This is a genomic window from Thiocapsa sp. (assembly GCF_018399035.1).
In the GTDB taxonomy this organism is placed as follows: domain Bacteria; phylum Pseudomonadota; class Gammaproteobacteria; order Chromatiales; family Chromatiaceae; genus Thiocapsa.
Genome location: NZ_CP073760.1, coordinates 2,038,637 through 2,064,134, shown reverse-complemented (window position 1 = coordinate 2,064,134; position 25,498 = coordinate 2,038,637). Strand labels below are relative to the sequence as shown.

The following is a 25,498-nucleotide window of genomic DNA, read 5'->3' as shown; positions in this document are numbered from 1 at the left end:
GGCATGTCCTTCCACCCCGCCGTCAAGCCGCTGATGCAGCCGGTTCGCCCGGCGATGGTGCTGCATCATCTGGGTCAGATCGCGCTGATTCTGGCGGTGCTCTTCGCGGTGCCGTTGGCCTTCGCGGCGGCGACCGGCGACTGGGAGCTGGCGCGGCGCATCCTGCTCGCCGCCCTGCTGCCGGCGATGGCCCTCGGCGCTTGTGCTCGGATCCGCCCGAGCGACCGGCCCCTGCAGGCCAACGAGGCCCTGGTGATCACGGCGCTGACCTTCATCGTCGCGGCGGCGCTCATGACCTATCCGCTCACCGTAGAGGGTTTGTCGCCGTTGGATGCCTGGTTCGAGTCGGTCTCGGGCGTGACCACGACCGGTCTCAGTCTGGTTGCGAACCCGGAGCTACGTTCCGATGCCTTCCTCTTCACGCGCGCTTGGATGCAGTGGTTCGGCGGCTTGGGCATCGTCGTCTTGTCGCTCGCCCTGGCCTTCGGGCGGACCGAGGACATGCGTCGTCTGGCCGATGCCGGGGCGGACGAGGACAGCCTTGCCCTAGGGACGCGGATCCACGCCCGGCGTGCCTTTACGATCTATGTGCTGCTCACGGTCGCCGGCTTGATGCTGGTCCTGGCGACGGATCTGCCGCCCTTCGACGCACTCATCCATACGCTGGCCGCAATCTCGACCGGCGGGTTCGGCGGTGTCTCCGACAGTCTGGCCGGCTTCGGGCGAGGCGCTCATTTCGCGCTCTTTGCCGTGTCGCTGCTCGGCGCCTTGCCGCTCTTTGTGTATTTCAGGGCCTGGAGGTCCGGTGCCGTCTCCCCGGGCTCCGATCCCGAGCTTCGGGCACTGATCATCGCCGTCGCGCTGGTAACGGTTCTGCTTTGGTGGCTCGGGGGCTGTCGCCGGTGGACGCGCTGCTCCAAGCCGGCTCCGCCCAGACCACGACCGGATTCGCGACGGTGGATCTGACGGAGCTGGAGCCGGCCGCCAAAGGTGTCCTGATCTTGTCGATGGCCACCGGCGGGGGTGTCGGCTCGACCGCCGGCGGCATCAAGCTCCTGCGCCTGCTGATCCTGATCCGCATGATCCAGCTCGCGGTGATGCGCGCTCAATTGCCGCGTCATGCCGTGATCCAGCCGGCGATCGGCGGCCGGACCCTCGGCGGCCTCCAGATCGAGCATGCCTTGGTGCTGATCCTGCTGTTCGTGCTGCTGGTGCTGGGGTCCTGGATGGCCTTTCTTGGCGCCGGCTATCCGGCGCTGGATGCGCTCTTCGAGGTGGTCTCGGCCACGGCGACGGTCGGCTTGTCCGTCGGTATCACCGGACCCGATCTCGAGCCCGGGCTCAAGCTGCTTCTGAGCCTGAACATGTTGGCCGGGCGCTTGGAGATCGTCGCCTTGCTGGTCTTGCTGTTCCCGGGGACGTGGTACAAGCCTTAAACCGCGCCCAGCGGGGTATGCGATGTTTTTGGATGGGATCGGCCCCGGCGGATTTCAGAGCCGCTGGAGCCGGCGCGGTTTAAAGTATTAAAAAATATAAAATTTTAAACCGCGCCCCCCGCTAAGGGTCGTGGATTCACCAAACTTCGAGCTCACTCGAAAGTGAGCATCTCGCTCTGGACGCGGTTTCGATTGATGACAGTGAGATGCGTCGGGATGGGCTCCGGCCGACCGACCGAGGTTCCTGCCGTCGCTGCGACAAGCCATCGGGCGACATCGCCCGTGCGTCAGAAGCCCGGCGGGACCTTCTCCCATGGATAGCCCTTGGCCGCCATGTCGTAGCCCGTTTTGAAGAGTGCTTGCATGAACTCGGTATCGAACTCCTCGCGACGCGGGGCGTTGAAGCTCGTAGGGATGTACGCCAGGTTGAAGTCGACACCGTCGCGCCGGGACGTGAGATAGTGAGCTGCTCGTCGTAGGCCGGACCGAGAAAGGCAAAGGGTGCAATGAGTGCACCTGTGCTGACGCCGGTGACCAGTTTGAATTCCGGCCGATTGCCTGCCTCCGTCCATCCGTTCAGCAGCCCGGCACCGAAGGCGCCGTTGTCGCCGCCACCGGAGACGGCCAGAATGCGATATCTTTCAAGGTCATCTCGGTTCGCATCCTGGGCGGTTGGTTCGGGCTTGTCGGGTGACGGACGTCGGGTATTCTTAACCCGCCGAAATTCCCAGTCTCAATGACGGCTTCGCCGCATCACGCACGGCTTCTCCGCACAACGAGGGACTGGACATGCGATTTGTCTTCATCGGCAGCGGAACCCTCGCGGTGCTCACCGGGCGGATGCTCGTGGAGCGCGGTCACGAGGTCGTCATCGTCGAGCGCGATCCGGCGACGATCGAGCGGTTTCGCGACGAGCTCGACGTGGGTTTCATCCACGGCGACGGGACTCGGCCGGCGATCCTGCGCGAGGCCGATCCGGAGAATACCGATCTGCTCTTCTGCCTGACCCACGACGATCAGTCCAACATCATCGCCAGTCTGGTGGCGCGTTCCCTGGGTTACCGACGGGTCGTGACCAAGATCGAGGATCCCGACCTGGAGCACATCTGCTCCGAGCTGGGTCTGGCCGACTCGCTGGTGCCCATGCACACCGTCGGCCGCTATCTCGCCGACATGGCCGAGGGACAGGACATCATCGCCATCTCCGACATCCTGCGCGGCGACACCCGGATCTTTTCCTTCAAGGTCGACGAGGCGTCGGCGACGGCGCTCGAGGAGTTGTCCATCCCGGATGTCGCGAGGGCCATCTGTATCTATCGCAACGGCGAGGAGCTCAAATTCGCCGATCCACAGATGCGTCTGCATGTCGGGGACGAGGTGGTGTTGCTGACGCGGGCGCGGAGTCTAAAAGCACTCCGCCAGCGCTTCGAATAAGGCGCGCTCGATCTTCGTGCGTCGGTGCCCGGTTTTGTAGACCCTGCCTGCAGGGGTGCACCCGCATGGTGCAACGTGCTGTCAGGACGCGATCGCGCCAAAGGAGCAGTCCCTTGTGGATAAAGGGGTTGGCGTCGGGTCGCGACGAACGCGTTGTTGGCGCGTTTCTTGAGTGGTTTCATCTGTTATGGGCCATGTTGTGGGGTTCACGGAAATGCTTAGACAATTCCAATCCGGCGGTGCCGGCCAGATCCAGATGCAACGTGCGGGACAAGCGATGGCCTACCACGAGTTCTATCAGGACGACTTCCGGCCGCGCGATCACTACCGGCCGATGTGGGAGCACATCCAGACCACCGGCCAGCAGATCCTCGGGGCCAAGGCGCGCGATGCCCATCTGACCCTGCATACCGAAGGGGTGACCTTCACCGTCTACTCCAACGACGAGGAGGGGATCGAGCGGGTCTGGCCCTTCGACATCCTCCCGCGCATCATCACGGCGATCGAGTGGGCGCAGATCGAGGCCGGACTCAAGCAACGCATCCGGGCCCTGAATCTCTTCCTGAAGGATCTCTATCACGGTCAGCGGATCCTCAAGGACGGCGTCGTGCCGCCCGAGCTGATCTACCGCGGCAAGGATTTCCAGCGCGAGATCATGGACATCACCCCGCCGCACGACATCTACACCCACATCAGCGGGGTCGATCTGATCCGCGACGAGGACGGTCGCTATCTGGTGCTCGAGGACAACCTGCGCACGCCCTCCGGCGTGTCCTACATGATCGAGAACCGGATCGTGGAGCGGCGCATCCTGCCCGAGTTCTTCGCCCGCTATCGGGTCCGCCGCGTCGAGCACTATCCGGCGCTGCTGCTGCAGGCCCTGCGTTATCTCTCGCCACGCGGCGCCGAGGACGCGACCATCGTCGTCCTCACGCCCGGCATCTTCAATTCGGCCTATTTCGAGCACACCTTTCTCGCCAAGGAGATGGGCGTGGAGCTGGCCGAGGGGCGCGATCTGGTCTGCAGGAACGACAAGGTCTATCTCAAGACCACGCAGGGTCTGCGTCAGGTCGATGTCGTCTATCGGCGGGTCGACGACGACTTTCTCGATCCGCTGGTGTTTCGCTCGGACTCCGAGCTGGGCGTGGCCGGGATCATCAACGCCTGGCGGGCCGGCAACGTCGCCTTGGCCAACGCACCGGGGGCGGGCATTGCCGACGACAAGGCGGTCTATGCCTATGTGCCCGACATCATCCGCTACTACCTCGGCGAAACACCCATCCTGCCGAGTGTCCCGACCTACCAGATGACCGATCACCAGGACCGCATGTACGTGCTCGACAACATGGAGAAGATGGTCATCAAGGCGGTCGCGGAATCCGGCGGCTACGGGATGTTGATGGGACCCTCGTCCACCACCGCGCAGCGCGCCGAGTTTGCCCGCAAGATCGAGGAGAACCCGCGCAACTACATCGCCCAGCCTGTCATCCAGCTCTCGCGCCACATCTGCTATCTCGACGGCGAGCTGGAGTCGCGCCATCTCGATCTGCGGCCCTTCAGTATCTACGGCAGCGATATCGAGGTGGTCCCGGGCGGCTTGACCCGGGTCGCCATGACCAAGGGATCTTTGGTCGTGAACTCCTCGCAGGGCGGGGGCAGTAAAGACACCTGGGTGCTGGCCGATTAATGCTCAGTCGTATCGCGGAATCGCTCTACTGGATGACCCGGCACCTGGAGCGCGCGGACAACACCGCGCGCGTGCTGGACATCAATGTCGTCTACATGCTCGAGGCCGACGAGGGTGCGACCGAGGAGATGCAGTGGCGTCCCTTGCTCACCATCATGGGTGCCGACGAGCTCTACGAGGAGCTACACCCCGACGGGCGCGTGACGGTGCAGCGCGTCATCCATCTGCTCACCCAGGACCGCAACAATCCGGGCTCGCTCCTGCTCAGTCTCAAGCTCGCACGCGAGAACGCCCGAGTGGTGCGCGATCGCATCTCGAGCGAGATGTGGGAGGCGCTCAACGAGGTCTGGCTCTCGGCGGACAAGCATCTGAAGACAACGCTGCAGCCCTGGCGCGCGGCCGAGTTCTACGCCTTCATTCATCGCCAGGTCGCGGCCTTCTTCGGTCTGACCCAGAGCACCATGATGCGCGGCCAAGCCTATGGCTTCATGGCGCTCGGCAGCCTCCAGGAGCGCGCGGACATGACCGCACGCATCCTGGATACGCGCTACCACCTGCTGCTGCCGGATCTGAAGCTCGTCGGCTCGCCGTTGGACTACTATCAGTGGGGCGCGCTGCTCAAGTCGCTCTCCGGTTTCGAGGCCTATCGCCGCAAGTATCAGGGCGGCATTCGTCCGATCGACGTGGTGGAATTCGTGGTGCTCGACACGGATTTCCCGCGTTCGCTCGCCTACTGTGTGGACGGTCTGGAACGCGCGCTCGCACGCATCGGGGCCTTGCCGGACGGAGCGGTGCCCGAGCGACTTGCGGCACTGCGTCGACACCTCGACGGCGCAACGCCCCAAGGGATCCTGGATCTCGGTCTGCACGAGTATCTCGATGACTTCCTGGGGCTCTTGGCCGATCTCGGCACGGCGCTGCAGAGCGACTATTTCGAGGCGCACCTAGGGGATGATGCTCAGTGAGATATCAGATCGAGCGGGTTTGTCGGATCAACTTCGCGGCCCCGGCACGCGAGCATCACGTCCAGATCCGCCTGGCGCCTTGGGACGACGAGAGTCAGTCGCTCCTGCAGATCCAGCTCTCGGTGGCACCCGACGCCGGCGTTGCCGCCTGTCGGGACGGGTTCGGTAACCTCTCGCATCACTTCGCGGTCATGGGGGCACATCGCGAGCTTGCCTTCACCATGCGGGCCGAGGTGGAGACCCTTCGCAGCAATCCTTTCGACTTCCCGGTGATTGCGCAGGCACGCGAGCGCGCCTGGATCGACGACGCCCTTCATCAAGCCCCGCGCCTCTGGGACTTCGTCCTGCATCAAGGCCCACTGACCCCCGCGCTGCCCGAGCAGATCTGCGGACATCGGGTGCCGAGCCTGCGTGAGGATCGACCTCTGTTGGATCAGGTGCAGGAGGCGAGTGCCTGGATTCAGGCGGTCACGCCGTTCGACCCGGAGGTTGAGCTGCCGGTCGCCGCACTGCCCGCACTCTTCGACGCCGGGCGCGGCTGCGCCGCCGATCTCGCGCACCTCTTGATTGCCCTGATGCGGCAGTGGTCCATTCCGGCGCGATTCGTCTCCGGGTATCTGGATGCGAGCTATTTCGACCCGGACGATGAAGACCCTCCGGGCACGGAGCCCCGCGAGCAGAGGCTCCACCACTGGGCCGAGGTGCTGATCCCGGGCGGCGGCTGGCGCGGCGTCGATCCGGCCATGGGCCTACTCGCCGATGCGACCTACATGCGTGTCGCCGTCGGGCGCGATGCAGGCGACGTGCAGCCGCTGCGTCAGACCTGTCGCAGCGACGGATCGGTGCCGGAGCTCCAAGAAACCCTCGCCGTCATACCCATTGAACCGCGTCCGGAGTGATATGAGAAGATCGCGGATTGCGTCGAGGCTCGTCCGACTAAAGGAGGTCGGAGCCGACGCGGTTCAAGAATTTTAAAATTTATTGTTTTTCTTATCCTAAACCGCGTCGACTCCGGCGTTTCAAGAGCGCTGAGCCATTGCTGTCTGTTTCGCTGGTTCCGAGAGCACCGGACGCGGTTTAGCGCGGTTCAGTTCTGGACGCGCGAGGCTCGCGTCAACTCCGAGAACCGCACGCCCCGCAAACCGCCGATCTCCAGACTCAGCCGCTCGATCTCGGCCGGCATGCCGCGGATGATGATGGTCTCCAGACAGTTGTGATGGTCCATGTGCACGTGGGTCGTCGCGACGACATGGATGTACTGGCGATGCTGAATGTCCAGGATGTGCTGCGTGAGCTCGCGTTGATGATGGTCGTAGACGATGGTGAGCACGCCGGCGACCTCCACGTCGCCGCGCTCCCAGGTCTCCTCGACGATCCGCTCGCGGATCAGGTCGCGCACCAGCTCGGAGCGCGAGGCGTAGCCCTTCTTGACCACGCGTCGATCAAGCTCGTCCAGCAACGGGCGGGGCAGGGAGACGCTGAAGCGGATGGTCTCCTCGCGAACGGTCTCCTCGACAGTGGACATATCGGGCCTCTCAGAAGTCATCGAAGCCGTCGAAGTCGCCCATATCGCCGTCGTCCATCATCTTTGAGTCGTAATCCGAATCCAGCCCCGGATCTTCGAGAGGTTCCTCGGCCGCCTGTGCCTCCTCGGCGGCGAAGAGGCCGGTCAGCAGGTTGGCCATCATGACGCCTCCGGCGACCGCAACCGCGGTCTGGAGTGCCGATCCCAGGAAGCCGCCGCCCGCCCGGTTGGCTTGGCCGGGTTGCATGCCGCTCGTCTGAAATGCACGACCCATAGGTCTTCCGGCCGGAATGCCCGGCGCACCCGCGCGCGGGTTCGGTGCCCCGAACAGGCTGTCGAGGAAGCCGCCGCCGGCCGGTCGGCTTGCCAGCTCCTGCTCGAGCTCCTGCACCCGTTGGCCAAGCGTCTCGAGGGCATGTTCTTGGACGAGGATCGCTTGGGCCATGTAATAGGGCGCCGCCGGCTGATGCTCGACCGCCGCGGCGATCTGCTGCTCCGCGGCCGCATCGCGCGGTCCGGTTTGATGCTCGGCCTGCCGCAGCTTGCCGAACAGGTCGTCGATGATCCGCTGCTCGGTCAGTCGCTGCTCGTCTTGGCGCTTGTCGTGTTGGTCCATGGCTCGCCTCCGAAGGGTGAATCAGGTCGAATCGCTCGAAACACTAAAGATATCCGGTCGGACACCGAGACTCCAATAGCAAGTCCCGCCGGATGCTGCTCGGCGGGACTCGCCGTAGCCGTCGGCCCCGGTAGACGCCTGCAAGGCCGAGTGCTACCTTCACGGTATTACCACTTGCGCCAAGGTACTACTGTAGCGGTGCAGAGATTCCGTTACCGTCCGAGATCGTTGTCGTTGTCGTAATCGACCATCGCTGGGCTACGACAACGACAACGACAACGAACGGTCTCGACACATCTGCCGTGCCGCACTCCGCGCCTTGGCCTTTATGAACAGCGACAACAGCCATGCACATCGTCGACGGTGTTCTCGGTGCGCCGGTCTTGATCGGCGCATCCATGCTTGCGGTTGCCGGCGTCGCTCGGGGGTTGAGCGCGCTCGATACCGAGTCCATCCCGCGTGCCGGACTTCTGACGGCCGTCTTTTTCATCGCCTCGCTCATCCATGTGCCGGTCGGTGCGTCGAGCGCCCATCTGATGCTGACCGGTCTGATGGGGTTGCTGCTCGGCTGGGCCGCCTTTCCCGCGATCCTGGTCGGCCTGCTGCTGCAGGCGGCCTTTTTCGGGTTCGGCGGTCTGACCGTGATCGGGGTCAATACACTCAATCTAGCCTTTCCGGCGGTCGTGATCGGCCTGCTCGCGCACTGGATCTTGGTGCGCTCGGACATCTCGCCTCGGTCGGCGACGGTGCTCGTTGTCGGCTTCCTGGTCGGTGCCTTGTCGTTCGGCGTGTCCGCTTTGTCGGTCGCCGGTGTGCTTGCGCTGAGCGGGAGCGAATTCCTGGTGGCGGCCAAATTGATCCTGATCGTTCAGATCCCGGTGATGCTCGTCGAAGGCGCGATGACCGCGGCGACCTTGCGCCTTCTCTTGAGCGTGCGTCCCGAGCTGCTCCCGGTGGCTGCGCACGCTCGCTTCCTGCCGGCCGGGCGAACGACCCTGTAGGGGCGCTTCAGTCGCCCACACGGTCGCCCACACGGTCGAAGGCGCAGGGGCGACTGAAGTCGCCCCCGCAGACTTGCGCTGCATGGCCCGGCATGCGCATCCTTGTCGGTGCCATGACCGACTCCGTCTCCAATCCCGTCAAGCCGCGTCCCGCCGCGCGGATCGCGCTTGTGCCCGGTCAGGCCGGCCGCGTCGTTGTGGCGATCGGCGGTGCTTGGCAGCTCGACGCGGATCTGCCGGACTTGGATCGGATCGATACCGAGCTGTTCACCGAGCCCGGACCCACGTCCATTGCCTTCGACACCTCCGATCTGGTCGCTTGGGATTCGGGACTCGTGAGCTACCTCGCCTCCCTGGCATGGCGGTGTCGGGAGCGCGGCATCGCGGTGGAGGAGCAGGGACTGCCCGAGGGGATTCGAGCCCTCTTGCGTTTGGCCTCGACGGTGCCGGAGCGTCGCGCCGAGGGCCGCGACGAGCATGCCGACCCCTTTCTGCGGCGTTTCGGTCAGGACTTCATCGATCTGGCGCGCTCCACCGGCGAGATCCTCGCCTTCATCGGTGAGGTCGCACTGGCACTGCGCGCGATGTTGGCGGGGCGCGCGCGTTTCCGGCGCTCCGAGCTGTGGCTGCTGGTCGAAGAGGTCGGTGCCGATGCGCTGCCGATCATCAGTCTCGTCAGCTTTCTGGTCGGACTCATCCTGGGCTATATCGGTGACCAGCAGTTGGCCCAATTCGGTGCACGGATCTTCGTCGCCGACCTGGTCGGGCTGGCCATCGTCATCCAGATGGGCGCGCTCATCACGGCGATCGTGCTCGCCGGACGGACCGGAGCGGCCTTTGCGGCCCAGCTCGGGACCATGCAGGTGAACGAAGAGATCGATGCCCTGCGCACCTTGGGGATCTCGCCGGTCGAGTTTCTGGTCTTGCCGCGCCTGATTGCGCTGGTGGCCATGACGCCGCTCCTGGCGATCTATGCGAACCTGATGGGAATCCTGGGCGGTGCCTTCGCCGGCACCGTGGTGGGTGGTCTCAGTCCGACCGAGTATTTCACCCAGACGGTCGCGGCGATCGGCTGGAACCACATCACGCAAGGCTTGATCAGCGCGACCGTCTTCGGGGCGATCGTCGCGGTGTCGGGTTGTCTGCGCGGGATGCAGAGCGGACGCAGCGCTGCCGCGGTCGGCGAGGCGACGACCTCGGCCGTGGTCACCTCGATCGTCTTCATCGTGATCGCCTCGGCCGGTCTCACCATCGTCTTCGACGCGATCGGGCTGTCGTAACCCGCTGCCGCGCCGATGTCGAGCCAAGCCGCAGAGGACACGATCGACCGCATGTCCCCCGATGCTCCGACAACGCCGCCGAGCGCCGCGGCGATATCCCTGCCGGCGGATCCGCATCTCCTGCTCGATGCCGTGTCGGTCGGCTACGGCGAGTCCGTGATCCAACGCGATCTGAGCTTCGGTGTCCGACGCGGCGATGTCTTTGTCATCATGGGCGGCAGCGGCAGCGGCAAGAGCACCCTCATGCGCAGCTTGATCGGACTCCTGGCGCCCAAATCCGGGCGGATCCTCTTCGACGGCAAGAGCTTTTGGGACGCGCCCCAACGCGAGCGCACCCGACGGATGCGTCGCAACGGGGTCATGTATCAGAGCGGCGCCCTCTGGAGCTCCATGACACTCGAAGAGAACGTCGCCCTGCCGCTCGAGCAATACACCGACCTGCGGCGCAGTCAAATCCACGATGTCGCGGTCTACAAGCTGGCCTTGGTCGGGCTCGCGGCCTATTGCGACTACTATCCCTCCGAGATCAGCGGGGGGATGCGTAAACGCGTCGGGGTTGCCCGCGCGATGGCGCTGGATCCGGATATCCTCTTTTTCGACGAGCCCTCCGCGGGTCTGGATCCGCTGAGCGCGCGTCTGCTCGACGACCTGATCCTGGAGCTGCGCGAGAGTCTGGGGACAACCATGGTCGTCGTCACGCACGACCTCGCCAGCATCTTTGCCATCGCGGACGACTCGGTGTTCCTCGATGCCGCCACGCAGACCATGCTGACCACCGGCAACCCCCGCGATCTGCGCGAGCATTGCGAGATCAAGCTTGTCCGTGATTTTTTGAGCCGTGGAGAGACATGAGCAAACAGGCCAATCCGACGGTGATCGGCGGCTTCGTGCTCGGGGCCTTGACCCTGGTCGTGATCGCGATCCTGGTGTTCGGCAGCGGTGCGCTCTTTCGCGAGCGGGTGCCGATGGTGACCTATTTTCCGGGCTCGGTGCAGGGGCTGAGCGTCGGCGCCGGTGTGCAGTTCGAGGGGGTGACGGTTGGACGTGTGACGGGGATCGAGCTGAGTTTCTCGCCGGATACCGGGGTCTTCAGCGTGCCCGTGACCTACGAGGTCTGGCCCGACAGCGTGCGGATCCTCGGGGCGGAGTCGGATGACTCGCCGGCGCAGATCCTGCGGCGCTTGGTCACGGAGCGCGGTCTGCACGCGCGGCTCGAGTCGGTGAGCTTCGTCACCGGCCAATACATGATCGCGCTGCAGCTGGTTCGCGACCGCCCGCCGCGGCTGATCAAGGATCCCGACGACGTCGTCGAGGTGCCTTCGATCGAGGCGACGCGCGACCGGATGTCCGAGATGCTCGAAAACCTGCGGCTCGATGATCTGGTCAACGAGGCTGCGCTGACCCTGGCCTCGATTCGGCAGTTGATCGGCTCCGGGGAGGTGCTGACGTTACTGAAGACCCTGAACGAGACGCTGGACGAGGCCCGGATCCTGCTGGGAAATCTCGATCGGGAGGTGCAGCCGCTCGCACGGCGCTTGGATTCGACCCTCGAAGACTATGGTGCGATGGCGCGAGCGGTGCAGGCTGGTGTGTTGCCGGTCACGGAGAACCTCGAGGCGGTCACGGCATCGTTGGCCGTCTTGGTGCGCCGAGTCGACGAGCAGGTGGTCCCGCTCTCGGGCGCGACGCAGGCCGCGCTCGGCGAGGTGGAGGCCACCATGCGCGCGCTGGGGTCCTTGGCCGGCGATGCGACCGGGTCACGGATACAGCTCGACCGGTTCCTCGTCGAGGCATCGGCCGCGGCTCGATCACTCCGGGATCTTGCCGACTATCTGGAGCGGCATCCCGAGGCGCTGGTGCGCGGTAAGCGGTAGCGCCGAGATGGTTGCAACCGGCGCCGTCGATGGTGGATTTTGGCGGCGCTGAAAACAATCAGACCCGGGACGCAAGCGTCCCGGGTCTGATGTGCCGAGGCTGGACTCGATTAGAAGTCGAGGAAGCTCACGGTCTGGGTCGAGTCGGCGGAAACCGCCTGCACATCGACAACCGGCTCTTTCGACTCTTCGTTTGCGAGACGCTCCGACTCCGGCAGGACCATCGTGGTCTGGACTCCGCCGACGAGCAGAGCGACTGCGGCAAGAACACCTAAAGCACCCATGGTACATCTCCGATTTCGCGTGGTTGCTGATATGGGGATTATTATATAAGCATATTCTAATTAAGCAAGTCCTCATTTTGATTGTCGGCGCCTGATGTTTTCCGCGACCCCGTCCGCTCGTGGCGTTGCGTTGACCGGTATTTTAGGGTGATCGCTAATATTAGCGATTCTTGATCAAGATCAACCCTCTATCTTGGATTCCGTCCTAATCTTGGTCCCACGTCGGGGCGAATCGTGCTCACGGCGTGCTCAACAGGTTTCTCGTTACTGGAGAAATGTGATGACGACAACAAAACGCGTTGTGCTTGCTGCGGCGGTCGCCGCTGTCTCGGCGTTCGGCTCCATGTCCGCGAACGCCTTCTGGGGTTCCGGCCCCTTCGGGATGTTCCCCGGCGGTTGGGGCGGGCCTTGGAGCTCGCCTTGGTACCGGCCCTACGGCGGCTATCCTTACGGTGGTTATGGATATCATCCACACGGCCTCTACGGTGCACCTTACGGGGTCGGTGCTCCTTACGGATGGCACGCGCCTCTGTATGGCTATCCGGCCTATGCCTATCCCGCCTATAGCGATCCGACGACGACCACCTCGAGCACGGGTACCAGCAAGTAAAGCCCAATCCATCCGTTCTAGACCTTGAGGATCCTCGCCCCGACGCCGCTCGGCGTCGGGGCGAGCATTCATCTCGGACTCCGCGACAGGCGCTCGGATCATCCGATCTCCGACGGCCCCGTGCAGGGTGGTCTCGGAGGCCGCATGAGCGTCATCGCGCCGTTGCACTTCAGCCGCTGTCATCCCCGGCAGCGCCCTTCGCCTGCTATGATCCTCGTCGGTTGGCCGGCCGATGAGGGGTCGGCAGGGGTCGCGAGCGGATACGCGCCCCGGTAGCGACGTGACCGGAGAGACGACATGCGTGTACTCGTTGGCGATATCGGGGGAACCAAGACCGCACTGGGTCTTGCGAAGACGCATCGAGACAAGGTCGATCTCGAGCAGACGAGGCAATATCCGAGTGCGGATTTCGCCTCGCTCGAGGACATCGTACGACGCTATTTGGAAGATACGGGCGTGGGCTGTCGGTTCGCGGCCTTCGCGATCGCCGGACCCGTTCGGGATCGGCGCAGCCAGGCGACGAATCTGCCCTGGACGTTGGATGCCGACGCCATGGAGCAGAGGCTCGGATTTGCCGGGGTGGCATTGCTCAATGATCTCGAGGCCACGGCCTGGGGGCTTGCGGCCTTGGGGCCGGAGGATCTGTCCGAGCTCCATCCGGGCGAGTCGGTCCACGGCAACGCCTGTGTCGTGGCAGCAGGCACAGGGCTCGGCGAGGCCGGTTTGTTCTGGGATGGCCTGCGTCATCACCCCTTCGCGACCGAAGGCGGTCACGCCGATTTTGCGCCGACCGACGAGCGCGAGTGTGCTCTCCACGCCTTTCTGACGCAGCGCTTCGGGCGTGTGAGTTGGGAGCGCGTGGTCTCCGGGCTCGGGATCCGGAATCTCTACGATTTCCTGTCCGCATGGCGCGGTATCGCGTCGCCCCAGCCGTTGCGCGAGGCGATCGAGACCGGAGACGCCGCCGCGGTCATCGCTGCGGCCGCTTCGGACAACGCCTGCCCGGTCTGCACCGAGACGATGGAGCTGTTCTTTCGGCTGTACGGTCGCGAGGCCGGAAACATGGCGCTCAAGCAGATGGCGCTCGGCGGCGTCTTTTTGGGCGGCGGCATTGCACCGAAGAACCTCGATGCCCTGCGCCGCAGCGCCTTCCTGGACGGATTCTTCGACAAAGGTCGGTTGGAGCCCCTGATGCGCGCGATGCCGGTTCGGGTGATCGTGCAGCCGAGCACGCCGCTGATGGGGGCTGCGCTGTTTCTGGAGTCGCAGTAGGGAAAGCAGCCAGCCTCCGGCCTCCAGCTCTCAGTGATGAGGTGATTTCCGGGAATAGTCATCCCGAGCGAGTGCTTGGCAGGCATCGAGTCCATGATGCCGTCAGTCTTGATCAAACCGTCGCAGTATTTGTCGTTGTCGTCATCGTCATCGTCATCGTCATCGGATTCCGGACGAACACGACAACGACAACGAGTAGAGCCTTCGACCACTTGTCCTGGTTGCGGCTCTCCCGGTAGATCCTTTTCCGGAAATCACCTAAACCGCGCCGGCTCCAGCGGTTCTGAAATCCGCCGGGGCCGATCCCATCCAAAAACATCGCATACCGCACTGGGCGCGGTTTAAACAAAAGAGGAATCCCATGACACAAACACTCCGCATTACCGGAATGAGCTGCGGGCACTGCGTTCGCGCCGTCACCGCCGCACTCGAGTCCGTTGCCGGCGTGGAGTCCGTCGCGGTGGATCTGGAGTCCGGTCGCGCCGGTGTCGAGGGTCGGGCCGATGTCGATGCCCTGATCGCGGTCGTCGTGGCCGAAGGTTACGGTGCCGAGCAGGTGCCGCTCGCATGATCATCGGCGGCGTCGTGCCCGACTGCGACCCGGCCTCTGGCGGGTCTGCGCGGGCTCCATCCACCCGGATGTCCGAGTCCGGGCCACGTCATAGAGGCTTGGCGACCCCGAGGTCAGCCGAGCTTGCCTGAATCCTTCATTCCAACCGGACCGGTCGGTCGCGCCGGACCGGTCGCCCGCGACGCCGATTTGGTACTATGATACGGGTTGTCTCTTTTGAGATGCGATGTGTTGTAATTTCTAAACATCGGAGTGCCGGCGCCCCGGGGTCTCGATCTCGCGGTTGCGGATTCGAAACCGCGCGTCCGGTCGTCTCCCAGTGTCGAGAGGTCGAGCTTGGATCGAGCACGGAGAGGTCGGGCGGTGCAATCGAGGACGGCGACTCGGCCCGGTGCCGTGCCCGGGGTATCGATCGTATGCCTGCTCCTTCTTGCGTTGCTCCTCGTGTCCGGCAACGTTGCCGCCATGAAGCTCGATGTGAAGGTGACCGGGCTTGCGGGCGAGCAGGAGACGAACGTCCTTGCCTTGCTGTCGATCCATCAGGAACGCTCCGAGGCGGATCTGACGCCCGCCCGTGTCGAGGCGCTGCACCGGTTGGCGCCCGACCAGATCCGCGATGCCTTGGCGCCCTTCGGCCTCTATCAGGTCGAGGTCACGGATCGGCTCGAGGTGCCCTCGGATCCGAACGGGACATGGGTTGCGGCCTACGCGGTGGTTCCCGGCCCGGCGGTGAAGATCGGTCGCGTCGAATACGCGGTCATCGGCGAGGGGGCCGATGACCCGGCCTTTCCGAAGACCTTTCCGATGCAGGTCGGCGACGTCCTGCTCCATGCCAAGTACGAGGCGGCCAAGTCGGATCTGCGCTCTCGCGCCTCCTCGGGCGGCTACCTGGACTACACCCTCGCGCGCCACCGCGTCCTCGTCGACCTGGTGGCCTACGAGGCGATCGTCGAGTTCGAGCTGGACACCGGGCCCCGCTACTATTTGGGCACTGTGTCCTTCAAGCAGGATCTTCTGAACGACACGTTTCTCCGCTCCTTCGTGAATTTCGAGCCGGGGGTCGTCTACGACCCGAATCTCCTCCTTGCGCTGCAGGGGCGGCTGCTCGGTACCGAGTACTTCAGCGATGTGGAGATCGTGCCCCTCAAGGATGCGACCGGCGACGACACGCTGGTGCCGATCGACATCGTCGCGACCCGCAACAAACGGGATAAGTACCGGATCGGTGCGGGCTTCACGACCGATACCGGTCCGCGGGTGAGCGCGGATTGGCGTCGTCGTTACGTCAATCAGTGGGGGCACAATTTCCGAACCGAGCTGCAGCTCTCGCCCGTGCTCTCGCAATGGAGCTTCGATTATCGGATTCCGATTCAGGATCCGACGCGCGACTACATCATCATCAAGCCCCAGTCGACCTGGTCCAACATCAACACGCAGAAAGGCTGGCTCAACTCGGTTCAGGTTGCGCACTCCACGCTCACGCCGAGCAACTGGCGCCGCACCGTCGGCATCGACTACACCTACGAGGATTACGAGATCAGCGACATCCAGACCGGGATCTCCTCCGAGCTGGCGCCGAACATTTCCTGGTCGAAGACCGTCGCGGACGACCCCATCAACACCAAGCGCGGATACCGGATCCGCTACGGTCTTCTAGGGGCGGTCGAGGGCGTGATCTCGAATGCCTCGTACCTGAGCGCCGCACTGCAGTTCAAGTGGATCCATGGCTTCGCGGAGAAGTACCGCTTCATCACCCGAGCCGATCTGGGCGCGACCATCGCGGAAGACCTGACCGAGCTCCCGGCGAGTCGCCGCTTCTTCACCGGCGGCGACAACAGCATCCGCGGCTGGGGCTTCAACACCCTGGGGCCGACCGAGCGCTTCAACGACGACACCGTCGGCGGACGCTTTCTGGGGGTCGGCAGCCTGGAGCTCGAGCGCACCATCCGCGGCCCTTGGAGTGCGGCCGTCTTCACCGATTTCGGAAACGCCTTCGATCCGGACTACGAGAACAAATTTCAGCAGAGCGTCGGCTTCGGCGTGCGCTGGGCCTCGCCCATCGGCCAGGTGCGTGTGGATCTCGCCTTGCCGTTCACCCAAGACGACTACGTGCTCGGCGAAGGCTGGCCCCCGGCACGCCTCGTCTTCGTCATCGGACCCGATCTATGAGCGAGACCGACACGGCTGCGACATTACCCCCGAGGGGTCTGCGCCTGCCGAGCCGACGGCGGCCGCGCCCGCGCAGACCCGGCGGCGTCGGCGCGTCCGGCCGCTGCGTCTGATGCTCGGGCTGCTCGTGTCCTTGACGCTCCTGTTGGTCCTGATGCTGGTGCTGGTGCTCGGGACCCAGACCGGACTGCGCTTTGCGATCGGTTTGGTGGAGGACTTGGCCCCCGGTGTCCTGAGCGTCGAGCGTGTCGAAGGGCGCATCACGGGGCAGTTGACACTCGATCGGCTCGCGATAACGGTTGCGGACTTCGAGATGCGCGCCGGCAGCATCGGTCTGAACTGGTCGCCTGTCGCTGCCCTGCGCGGAGATCTGCCGATCCAGGTGCTCCGGATACACGACCTGGACCTGGTGTTGCCGCCGAGTCCCGAAGAGCCTAAACCGCTCGTCCTGCCCGACATTGCCTTGCCGCTGCGCATCGAGCTGCACGAGGCACAGGTCGAGCGGCTGCGTCTGTTCAAGCACGGCGAGCCCGAGCCCTTCTTCGTGATCGAGGATGCGATCCTGTCCGCGAGCCTGCGGGGCAGCGCGCTCGACATCGAGCGATTGGAGGTGGTGCTGCCGACCCCGCGGCTTGCCGCGCGCGCCTTCGGCCGGGTCGAGCTCAGCGGCGACTATCCGCTGGATCTCGACCTCGATTGGGAGATGACGCAGGACCCCGCGATCGCCCTGCAGGGCTCGGGGCAGTTCATGGGTGATCTGGCATCGCTGCAGGTCCGACACCGTTTGAGCGGCTCGGCACGGGCGGATCTTGACGTGCGAGTCGACGACCCGCTCGGCAAACCCGCTTGGGATGGTCGGCTGGAGATTCTCGGCGTGGATCTGCCCGACTTTGGATCGGAGCTTCCCGAGGTCACGGTGACCGGCAGCCTGGAGACGCAGGGCGATCTCGCCACGGCGTCGGTCACGGGACAGCTTGATGCCCGTGCCCCGCAACTGCCTGATTTCGGACATCTCGCCGCCGTGCTGGATGTCCTCTGGGCCGAGCAGGTCCTGGAGATCCGCAGTCTTGCGCTGACCGAGCAGGTCTCCGATGCCCTGTTGAACCTCACCGGACAGGTCGATACGGGTGCGACGCCCGGTCGCTTCGCGCTGGCCGGACGATGGGAGCGCCTGCGTTGGCCTTTGAGCGGCGATGCGATGGCCGAGTCGCCCCGCGGGACGCTCGATGTCTCGGGGGCCTTCGACGCCTTCGACTATGCCGTCTCGCTCGTCGCCCGGGGTCCGGACATCCCCGCGCTCACCCTGGATCTGAACGGCACCGGCTCGGATTCGGGAACCCGCATCGACGCCCTGAAGCTCGCCCTGCTCGACGGAGAGGTGCTCGGCGAGGGCGAGGTTGCCTGGTCCCCCGACCTGAGCTGGACGCTGAGCCTGAACGGCAAGGATCTGAACCCGGTGGCCCTGATCGAGGGGCTCGAGGATCGGCTCTCGTTTCAGCTCTCGAGCGCGGGCGGGTTGGACGGGTTCGAGTACGATCTGGCCGCCCGCTCGGTCGGCCCCGGTCTGCCGCCCTCGCAGCTGCGTCTCGGCGGTCGGGGCGAGCGTCGCGAGACGCGGATCGAGACCCTGACGCTCGAGACCCTGAACGGTCGCATTTCCGGTCTTGCCACGGTCGGTTGGGACCCCGCGGTGACCTGGGAGGCGAGCTTGGACGCCGAGAATCTCGACCCCGGCAGCCTTGCCTCCGAGTGGCCCGGTAATCTCGGTGGTCGCCTGACCATCCGCGGGTCGCTCGAGCCTGCAGGGCCCAACCTGGTCGCCGCCATCGAGCGGTTCGACGGCATCCTGCGCGGCTATCCCGTCGTCGCCTCCGGTTCGATCGCCATGGTCGGGGAGACCATCCGGATCGAGGCGCTCAACGCCGCATCCGGCCCCAGCTCGTTGCAGGTCTCGGGACAGATCGACACGACGCTGGATGTGAGCTTCGACTTTGAATCCTCCGACCTTGCCAGCGTGGCGCCCGAGGCCCGCGGCAGTCTGACCGCCCGCGGCAAGGTCTCGGGGCCGCGCGAGGCGCCGCGCGTCCTGCTCGATCTCTCGGCGCGCGACGCCCAGTGGGCAGGGCAGGGGATCGCCGCTCTGACCGGAACCCTGGATCTCGGGTTGTCTCCCGAGGATCCCTTCGAGATCCGCCTCGACGGCACGCGGCTGATCGCCGGCGACATGACCTGGGAGACACTCTCGGTGCGCGGTGCGGGCCGTATCCCGGAGCACCGTCTGGAGCTGTCGCTCAAGGGCGAGCCCCTCTCGGTGACCTTCGAGGGCTCCGGCGGGCTGGCGAGCGACGGTGTCTACGGCGGGCGGGTCGCGCGCCTGGATCTCGACACAGCGACCTTCGGCAACTGGGCCTTGCGGCAACCGAGCCCGGTCTCGATCGCCGGCCCCAAGATCGCCTTCGGTCCCTTCTGCGTCCGCGGGCCGAACGGCTCCGGCGGCTGTGCCGAGCTTGAGTGGAGCACGGCCGAGCGCGCGGTCGCGAGCCTGGACTTCACGCTGGCCGATTTTGCACTCCTCGAGCCCGTGATGCCGAGCAATCTCGCCCTGAGCGGCAATGCCGGCATCCGGGGGCGCTTCGAGATCGCCGGCAACGTCCTGAGCGGCAGCGCGACCGCCGAGATCCCGCAAGGCTCGATCCAGGTGCTGATGGGTGGCGGCCGCAACGAGACGATCGATTTCTCGGGGACGCGTCTCGGTCTGGATGCCGGCGCGCGCGCGCTCTCCGCCCGGCTGGGCCTCCCGCTTGAAGGGCTCGGACGGGTCGAGGGAACACTCGATCTCGCCGGTTGGCGGCTCGACGCCCCGGCGCGCCCCGGTCAGCCGCTCGCCGGCAGCCTGCGCGGCGAGATCCGGGGACTCGATCGGGTCGCCAATCTGGTGCCCGACATCACCGGGATGACCGGCGGCGTCGAGCTGGACCTGGGGTTGGGCGGTACCCTCGGCGCACCCGGGCTGCGGGGCGAGGCGCGGATTCGGGATGTCGGCTTTACGGTGCCCTTGGTCGGGCTCAATGTGGCCGACATCAACATCACGGCCAGCGCCCCGGCGGTCGACCGGATGGCGCTGCAAGGCGCTGCGAACGTCGGCGGCGGCCGACTCGAGCTCACGGGCGACGCGCGCTTCGGCGGCGGTGGATTCGCCGCACAGGCACGGGTGTCGGGCACGAATCTCAAGGTCGCGGACACGCGCGAGTATTTCGCATTGGTCTCTCCGGACATCGAATTCGAGGCCAACTCCAAGGGCGCGCGTCTCGGCGGAGAGATCAAGATCCCGGAGGCGCGGATTCGTCCGCGCTCCCTCCCCGCCGGGGCGCAGACGCCGTCGAGCGACGTCGCCCTCTTGGATCGGGAGCAGACGGAGGCGTTTCCGCTCGCCATCGATCTGCGGCTGATCCTCGGCGATCAGGTCACGATCGACGCCTTCGGCGTGCGCGGACACCTCGCCGGGGAGCTGGCGCTGCTGCAAACGCCCGGGCGCGACATGCTGGGCAGCGGTCAGTTGCAGATCATCGACGGCCAGTATCGGTTGACGACCGGGTTCGGGATTGCCGCGGAGATCGGAGCGCCGCTGAACATTGTCCAGGGCCGCATGATCTATGCGCGCAGTCCGATCGACAACCCCGGCTTGGTCATCCAGGCCGAGCGTGACGGCGGGGCGACCGTTGCCGGTGTCCAGGTGCTCGGGACCTTGCGCGACCCCAAGCTTGCCTTCTTCTCGGAGACCGATCCCGGCATGACCCAGGCCGAGATCACGAAGTTTCTCCTGACCGGCGTGGCCCCGAGCGCAAGCGGCGATGCGTCGAACGCCGGCCTCGCGGTCGGGACCTACATCGCGCCGAAGATCTTCGTGGAGTACGAGAGCGGCATCGGTGACGAATCCGGCGGTGTCCGGATGCGCTACGACCTGACCGATCGCATCGAGATTCAGACCGAAACCGGCGGCAATCAGGGCGCCGATCTCTTTTACACCTTCGAGCGATGAGCCTCTCCCATCCGAAATATTGGCCCAGCTGGCTCGTCGTCGGCCTGGTCTACGGACTCGGCCGATTGCCCTTCCCGCTGATTTGGGCGCTCGGCACCAGCCTGGGGCGCCTGACCTATCTTTTGGCCGGGTCGCGGCGGCTGGTCGGGCGGCGCAACCTCGAGATCTGTCTGCCCGAGGCGACCCCGCGCGAGCGCGAGCGCATCCTGCGTGCGCAGTTCGGCTGGCTGGGTGTGGCGGCCTTCTGCCAGGGCGTGGGCTGGGGTGCGTCGCGTGCGCGCCTGGCCCGCGTGGTGAAGATCCGCAATCGCGAGCGCATCGATCGCTGCATCGCCGAAGGGCGTCCGGTCATCGTCCTGGTGCCGCATTTCGTCGGCCTCGAGCTCGGCGGTGCGGCCTTTACCGCGCTGGTCCACTCGGGCGTCTACATGTACCAGCGCATCCGCAATCCGGTGGTCGACCGGCAGGTGCGGCGTGCGCGTCGGCAACACGGCAGCGTCTCCATCGAGCGTCACGACGATCTGCGCGGCCTGGTGCGCGAGATGAAGAAGGGCACTCCCTTCTTCTATCTGCCCGATCAGGACGCTGGACGGCGCGGTCTCTTCGTGCCCTTCTGCGGGGTCGCGGCCTCGACCGTGCCCATGCTCGGGCGTTTCGCGGCCATGACCGGCGCGGTCGTCATCCCGACCTTCGCCCGGTTTCTGCCCCGAGGGCGCGGCTTGGAGCTGATCTTCGATCCGCCGCTGGAGGATTTTCCGAGCGGGGATCGTACGGCCGACACCTTGCGCATGAATCAGGTCATCGAGGCGCGCATCCAGACCATGCCCGAGCAGTATTTCTGGGTACACCGCCGCTTCAAGACCCGACCGCCCGGCGAGGCGCCCATCTATCCGCTCAAGCGGCGTCGGCGATGAGGCTCGGTCCGGATAGGGAATCCGGTGGCAATGGCGTTCGGGAGGCGGGCGAGGGCGGCGCCCTGCGCTTCGGTCGCCCGCGTGACTGGGCGATCGGCGGCGCGCTTCTGGCGGCACTGGTGATCGCGGTCGAATGGACGGTCGGATGGGGGCCGCTCCTCGTGCCTTGGCGCACGCTGTCCCCGCTGCTCGTGCTCGCGCTCTTCGGCCTGACCGCGCTCAGCTACGTACTGCGGGCGGTGCGGGTTTACGACTATTTCGGGTCTCGGTTTCGCGGCTGCTTCCCGACCGTCCTGCGTCTGAGCATGCTGCACAACACGGCCAACAACCTCTTGCCGATGCGTGCCGGGGAGATGGTCTTTCCTTGGCTGATGCGGCGTTATTTCGGTCACGGGTTCCTCGACGCCGCGGCGGCCTTGCTCTGGATCCGCATCCTGGATCTGCATTTTCTCGCCTTGATCGGCATCCTGATCCTCTACTTGCGTGATCCTTCGCCGATCTGGTGGTGGGCGGCCCTGGCCTGGCTCGGCGGGCTCCTGCTCTTTCTGCCGCTGCGCGGACTGGTGAAGGCATCGCGCGGAGAGTCCGGGCGCGGTTTCGCGGCGAAGCTGATCCGGCTCGTCCGACGCGTTTTGGCCGCCGCCCCTGCGCAACCCGCAATCATCGCCCGCGTCTATCTCTGGACGGCACTGACCTGGACCCTCAAGTTCACGGCCTTCGCCGTGCTGCTCGAGCACTTTCTGCCGGTCGAATTCTGGCGTCTGCTCACGGGCGTGATGGGGGCGGAGCTTTCCAGCGTTCTGCCCTTCCACGGCATCGCCGGCAGCGGCAGCTACGAGTTGGCGGTGGTGGCGGCCCTCGCGCCGCTGGGCGTGGACCCGAGGCTGGCGTTGGCCGGCGCGGTCAATCTCCACCTCTTCCTGCTCGGGTCGACCTTGGTCCTGGGCGGTTTTGCCTTTCTGTTGCCGAAGACGACGGGCAAGACCCATAGCGATCCTCAAGATTGAATCGCCCCCTGTTGCAGTGCACAATAATGAACCGATATCAGAGTGCCGTGGAACCTCTCGCCTGGATAAGGCGGACGTCGATGACGATTGCCGGAGCCGTAGCGGTTTAAAGTTTTAAAAAATATAAAATTTTAAACCGCGTCTCCAACAAGGTCGGGAAGTTCCCAGGGCCGAATACAACATGGCAACGACGCATGTCGTTCTGGACGCGGTTTAGGCGCATCACCAAAGGTTAACGCATGCAAACAACAAGACCTGTGTTCCTGGATCTGTGGCGGATCAAGCTGCCGATTCCGGGTGTCGTTTCGATCCTTCATCGCATCAGCGGTGTCCTGATGGTCCTCGCGATCCCGCTCGCGGCCATCTTTTTCCACCAGGCGCTCTCGGGACCCGCGGGATTCGAGCAGGTCGCCGGCATCCTGGATTTCTGGCCGGTGAAGCTGATCCTGCTGGTGCTCGCCTGGAGCCTGCTGCACCACCTCTTCGCCGGGATCCGCTATCTGCTGCTCGACCTGGGTCTCGGGCTGGACCGCCCGGCAGCCCGGCGGAGCTCTTGGGCGGCGCTGATCGCGGCGATTGTCGTGTTGGTCATCGGTGGAGGGCTGGCGTTATGAGCCGACAAGCATCCGGTCTCATGGCGTGGGTCATTCAGCGCGCCACGGCCGTCTATCTGGCGGTCTTCCTGACGTATCTCCTCATCCAGTTCGCCTTCAACGCCCCGGTCGACCATGCCGCCTTGGTCGCTTGGGTCGCCCATCCGTTCATCGCGTTGGGCCTTCTCCTCTTTGTGCCGCTCCTGCTGGCCCACGCCTGGGTCGGCATCCGCGATGTTCTGATCGACTACGTGCATGTGCTTGGCCTGCGGATCGGTCTGCTGACCCTCTTCGCCTTCGTCTTCATCGCCTCGGGCCTCTGGGCCTTCAAGGCCATCATCACCGCGGGTCTGCAGGGGTAATCCAGGCATGGGAATTCCAACACGTCACTTCGACGCACTCATCATCGGTGCCGGGGGCGCGGGTCTGAACGCCGCACTCCAACTGGCCAGCGCGGATCTGCGCGTGGCCGTCGTCTCCAAGGTGTTTCCGACGCGCTCGCACACGGTTGCCGCCCAAGGCGGGGTGAACGCCGCGCTCGGCAACATGATGCCGGACTCCTGGCACTGGCACATGTTCGACACCGTGAAGGGTTCGGACTATCTGGGCGATCAGGACGCCATCGAGTTCATGTGCCGCGAGGCGATCCCGACGGTCTACGAGCTCGAGCACGCCGGCGTGCCCTTCTCGCGCCTGGACAACGGCAAGATCTACCAGCGCCCCTTCGGCGGCCAGAGCCAGAACTTCGGCGGCGATCAGGCCGCGCGCACCTGCGCGGCGGCCGACCGCACCGGCCACGCCATCCTGCACACCCTCTACCAGCAGAACATCCGCGCGCGCACCCATTTCTTCGACGAGTTCTTCGCCATCGATCTGGTCCGCGATGCCGAAGGCGTGATCTGCGGCGCCTTGGCTCTGGAGATCGAGACCGGCGAGCCGCTCCTGATCGAATCCAAGGCCACCCTGCTCGCCACCGGCGGCTGGGGTCAGGTCTTCCGCACGACGTCCAATGCGCACATCAACACCGGCGACGGTGCGGCGATGGCCTTGCGGGCCGGCGTCCCGCTGATGGACATGGAGTTCTTCCAGTTTCACCCGACCGGCATCGCCGGCAAGGGGATGTTGATCACCGAGGGTACGCGCGGGGAGGGCGGTTATCTTGTCAACAAGGACGGCGAGCGTTTTATGGAGCGCTATGCCCCGCGCGCCAAGGACCTGGCCAGCCGCGACGTGGTCTCGCGCGCGATCGTCACCGAGGTCAAGGAAGGACGCGGCTGCGGCGAGAACGGCGACTATGTGATGCTCAAGCTCGACCATCTGGGCGAGGCGGTCATCTCCAAGCGTCTGCCGGGCATCCGCGAGTCGAGCAAGATCTTCGCCGGCTGCGATCCGGTGATCGAGCCGATCCCGGTCTTCCCCACCGCGCACTATGCGATGGGCGGCATCCCGACCGACCGCTTCGGCCGGGTCGCCATGCCCGCGGGTCACGGCTCCGAAGAGGTCGTGGTCGGCCTCTACGCGGCCGGGGAGTGCGCCTGTGCCTCGGTGCACGGGGCCAATCGACTGGGCGGCAACTCGCTGCTCGACATCCTGGTGTTCGGGCGTCTGGCGGGCAAGGACATCATCGAGTACGTCCGCGAAAACCCCTATCAGCGTTCTGTGGACTCCGCGAGTCTGGAGCAGGCGGTCGGTCGTCTGAGCCGCTGGGAGCAGAAGGGCGAGGGTCTCGCGGTGCAGCAGCTGCGTGCCGATTTCCGTAAATGCATGGAGGACCACGCCGGGGTCTTCCGGACCGAGGAGATCATGACCGAGGGCTACAACAAGCTCTGCGAGCTGCGCGACCGACTCCCCGAGGTGCGTCTGACCGACCACTCCAAGGTCTTCAACACCGCGCGGATCGAGGCGTTGGAGCTGGAGAACATGATGGACGTGGGCCTGTCGATCGCGGTCTCCGCGCTGTATCGCCAAGAGAGTCGCGGCGCCCACTCGCGGCCGGACTATCCCGAACGCGACGACCAGAGGTGGCTCAAGCACAGCCTCTACTACCGGGACGGCGACCGCATGGACTACAAACCGGTGCGGACCAAGCCTTTGACGGTCGAGTCGTTTCCGCCGAAGGAACGGGTTTATTAGGGTTCAGGGTTCAGGGTTCAGGGGTCAGGGGCAGGGTGGATGCTTCGTTAGGCGCCGCATCCGCCATCGGCCTCGCCTGCATCTGCGG

The 25,498-nt window shown here is 65.3% G+C and carries 24 protein-coding genes; 20 read left to right on the top strand and 4 right to left on the bottom strand.

Features of this window, described 5'->3' with window-relative positions:
* Positions 1-3: 3 nt before the first annotated feature.
* On the top strand, positions 4-966 hold the full coding sequence (locus KFB96_RS09330) for a potassium transporter TrkG (protein ID WP_213501900.1): 963 nt from the start codon (positions 4-6) through the stop codon (positions 964-966).
* Positions 882-1,436 carry a potassium transporter TrkG gene (locus KFB96_RS09325; protein ID WP_300971463.1) on the top strand — a complete coding sequence of 185 codons (555 nt, stop codon included), beginning with the start codon at positions 882-884 and terminating at the stop codon, positions 1,434-1,436. Before KFB96_RS09330 ends, KFB96_RS09325 begins: the two co-directional genes overlap by 85 nt.
* A 136-nt stretch (positions 1,437-1,572) precedes the next feature.
* Here the strand turns inward: KFB96_RS09325 and KFB96_RS09320 are convergent, their stop codons facing one another.
* Positions 1,573-2,016, bottom strand: coding sequence for a hypothetical protein (locus tag KFB96_RS09320; RefSeq protein WP_300971799.1), 444 nt, complete (start codon positions 2,014-2,016; stop codon positions 1,573-1,575).
* Positions 2,017-2,225: 209 nt separating this feature from the next.
* On the opposite strand from KFB96_RS09320, the gene KFB96_RS09315 reads away from it, so the two are divergent.
* The 4 genes from KFB96_RS09315 (at position 2,226) to KFB96_RS09300 (ending at position 6,421) form a co-directional block, all read left to right on the top strand.
* Positions 2,226-2,870 (top strand): TrkA family potassium uptake protein, encoded by a 645-nt coding sequence (locus tag KFB96_RS09315; protein ID WP_213462096.1) that lies wholly within the window; start codon positions 2,226-2,228, stop codon positions 2,868-2,870.
* A 214-nt stretch (positions 2,871-3,084) separates the two neighbouring features.
* Complete coding sequence (locus KFB96_RS09310) at positions 3,085-4,557, top strand: circularly permuted type 2 ATP-grasp protein (protein ID WP_213462098.1); 1,473 nt, start codon at positions 3,085-3,087, stop codon at positions 4,555-4,557.
* The gene (locus KFB96_RS09305; protein WP_213462100.1) at positions 4,557-5,522 is read left to right on the top strand and encodes an alpha-E domain-containing protein; all 966 of its coding nucleotides are present in this window, start codon (positions 4,557-4,559) and stop codon (positions 5,520-5,522) included. The genes KFB96_RS09310 and KFB96_RS09305 overlap by 1 nt, the downstream gene beginning before the upstream one ends.
* Positions 5,519-6,421, top strand: coding sequence for a transglutaminase family protein (locus KFB96_RS09300; protein ID WP_213462102.1), 903 nt, complete (start codon positions 5,519-5,521; stop codon positions 6,419-6,421). Before KFB96_RS09305 ends, KFB96_RS09300 begins: the two co-directional genes overlap by 4 nt.
* A gap of 188 nt (positions 6,422-6,609) precedes the next feature.
* Here KFB96_RS09300 and nikR read toward each other — a convergent pair whose 3' ends face one another.
* The gene (gene nikR / locus KFB96_RS09295; protein WP_213462103.1) at positions 6,610-7,047 is read right to left on the bottom strand and encodes a nickel-responsive transcriptional regulator NikR; all 438 of its coding nucleotides are present in this window, start codon (positions 7,045-7,047) and stop codon (positions 6,610-6,612) included.
* A 10-nt stretch (positions 7,048-7,057) separates the two neighbouring features.
* A complete protein-coding gene (locus KFB96_RS09290; RefSeq protein WP_213462104.1) occupies positions 7,058-7,663 on the bottom strand; it encodes a DUF2076 family protein in 606 nt (201 codons plus the stop codon).
* 347 nt (positions 7,664-8,010) lie between these two features.
* Between KFB96_RS09290 and cbiM the strand changes: the two genes are divergently transcribed.
* From cbiM to KFB96_RS09270, 4 genes are all read left to right on the top strand, one after another.
* Positions 8,011-8,664, top strand: a complete 654-nt coding sequence (gene cbiM, locus KFB96_RS09285; protein WP_213462105.1) for a cobalt transporter CbiM — start codon at positions 8,011-8,013, stop codon at positions 8,662-8,664.
* Positions 8,665-8,756: 92 nt separating this feature from the next.
* The gene (locus KFB96_RS09280; RefSeq protein ID WP_300971460.1) at positions 8,757-9,944 is read left to right on the top strand and encodes an ABC transporter permease; all 1,188 of its coding nucleotides are present in this window, start codon (positions 8,757-8,759) and stop codon (positions 9,942-9,944) included.
* 51 nt (positions 9,945-9,995) lie between these two features.
* Positions 9,996-10,796, top strand: coding sequence for an ABC transporter ATP-binding protein (locus KFB96_RS09275; RefSeq protein ID WP_213462106.1), 801 nt, complete (start codon positions 9,996-9,998; stop codon positions 10,794-10,796).
* Positions 10,793-11,818 carry an MlaD family protein gene (locus KFB96_RS09270; RefSeq protein ID WP_213462107.1) on the top strand — a complete coding sequence of 342 codons (1,026 nt, stop codon included), beginning with the start codon at positions 10,793-10,795 and terminating at the stop codon, positions 11,816-11,818. The genes KFB96_RS09275 and KFB96_RS09270 overlap by 4 nt, the downstream gene beginning before the upstream one ends.
* 110 nt (positions 11,819-11,928) lie before the next feature.
* Here the strand turns inward: KFB96_RS09270 and KFB96_RS09265 are convergent, their stop codons facing one another.
* Complete coding sequence (locus KFB96_RS09265; RefSeq protein ID WP_213462108.1) at positions 11,929-12,102, bottom strand: hypothetical protein; 174 nt, start codon at positions 12,100-12,102, stop codon at positions 11,929-11,931.
* A gap of 280 nt (positions 12,103-12,382) precedes the next feature.
* On the opposite strand from KFB96_RS09265, the gene KFB96_RS09260 reads away from it, so the two are divergent.
* The 10 genes from KFB96_RS09260 to sdhA all read left to right on the top strand — a co-directional run bounded on the left by KFB96_RS09260 (position 12,383) and on the right by sdhA (position 25,410).
* Complete coding sequence (locus tag KFB96_RS09260; RefSeq protein WP_213462110.1) at positions 12,383-12,712, top strand: sulfur globule protein CV3; 330 nt, start codon at positions 12,383-12,385, stop codon at positions 12,710-12,712.
* A 297-nt stretch (positions 12,713-13,009) separates the two neighbouring features.
* Complete coding sequence (gene glk, locus KFB96_RS09255) at positions 13,010-13,984, top strand: glucokinase (protein ID WP_213462112.1); 975 nt, start codon at positions 13,010-13,012, stop codon at positions 13,982-13,984.
* A 361-nt stretch (positions 13,985-14,345) separates the two neighbouring features.
* The gene (locus tag KFB96_RS09250) at positions 14,346-14,555 is read left to right on the top strand and encodes a heavy-metal-associated domain-containing protein (RefSeq protein WP_213462114.1); all 210 of its coding nucleotides are present in this window, start codon (positions 14,346-14,348) and stop codon (positions 14,553-14,555) included.
* 465 nt (positions 14,556-15,020) lie between these two features.
* The gene (locus tag KFB96_RS09245; protein WP_213462883.1) at positions 15,021-16,724 is read left to right on the top strand and encodes an autotransporter assembly complex family protein; all 1,704 of its coding nucleotides are present in this window, start codon (positions 15,021-15,023) and stop codon (positions 16,722-16,724) included.
* 112 nt (positions 16,725-16,836) lie between these two features.
* Positions 16,837-20,763, top strand: coding sequence for a translocation/assembly module TamB domain-containing protein (locus KFB96_RS09240; RefSeq protein ID WP_213465890.1), 3,927 nt, complete (start codon positions 16,837-16,839; stop codon positions 20,761-20,763).
* Positions 20,760-21,677 carry a lipid A biosynthesis acyltransferase gene (locus KFB96_RS09235; protein WP_213462118.1) on the top strand — a complete coding sequence of 306 codons (918 nt, stop codon included), beginning with the start codon at positions 20,760-20,762 and terminating at the stop codon, positions 21,675-21,677. Before KFB96_RS09240 ends, KFB96_RS09235 begins: the two co-directional genes overlap by 4 nt.
* Entirely contained in the window at positions 21,674-22,684 is a 1,011-nt protein-coding gene (locus tag KFB96_RS09230) for a lysylphosphatidylglycerol synthase transmembrane domain-containing protein (RefSeq protein ID WP_213462120.1), read from the top strand. The genes KFB96_RS09235 and KFB96_RS09230 overlap by 4 nt, the downstream gene beginning before the upstream one ends.
* Before the next feature lie 239 nt (positions 22,685-22,923).
* Positions 22,924-23,298, top strand: a complete 375-nt coding sequence (gene sdhC / locus KFB96_RS09225; RefSeq protein WP_213462122.1) for a succinate dehydrogenase, cytochrome b556 subunit — start codon at positions 22,924-22,926, stop codon at positions 23,296-23,298.
* Complete coding sequence (gene sdhD, locus KFB96_RS09220) at positions 23,295-23,639, top strand: succinate dehydrogenase, hydrophobic membrane anchor protein (protein ID WP_213462124.1); 345 nt, start codon at positions 23,295-23,297, stop codon at positions 23,637-23,639. Before sdhC ends, sdhD begins: the two co-directional genes overlap by 4 nt.
* Before the next feature lie 7 nt (positions 23,640-23,646).
* The gene (gene sdhA, locus KFB96_RS09215) at positions 23,647-25,410 is read left to right on the top strand and encodes a succinate dehydrogenase flavoprotein subunit (RefSeq protein ID WP_213462125.1); all 1,764 of its coding nucleotides are present in this window, start codon (positions 23,647-23,649) and stop codon (positions 25,408-25,410) included.
* The last annotated feature ends 88 nt before the right edge of the window (positions 25,411-25,498 follow it).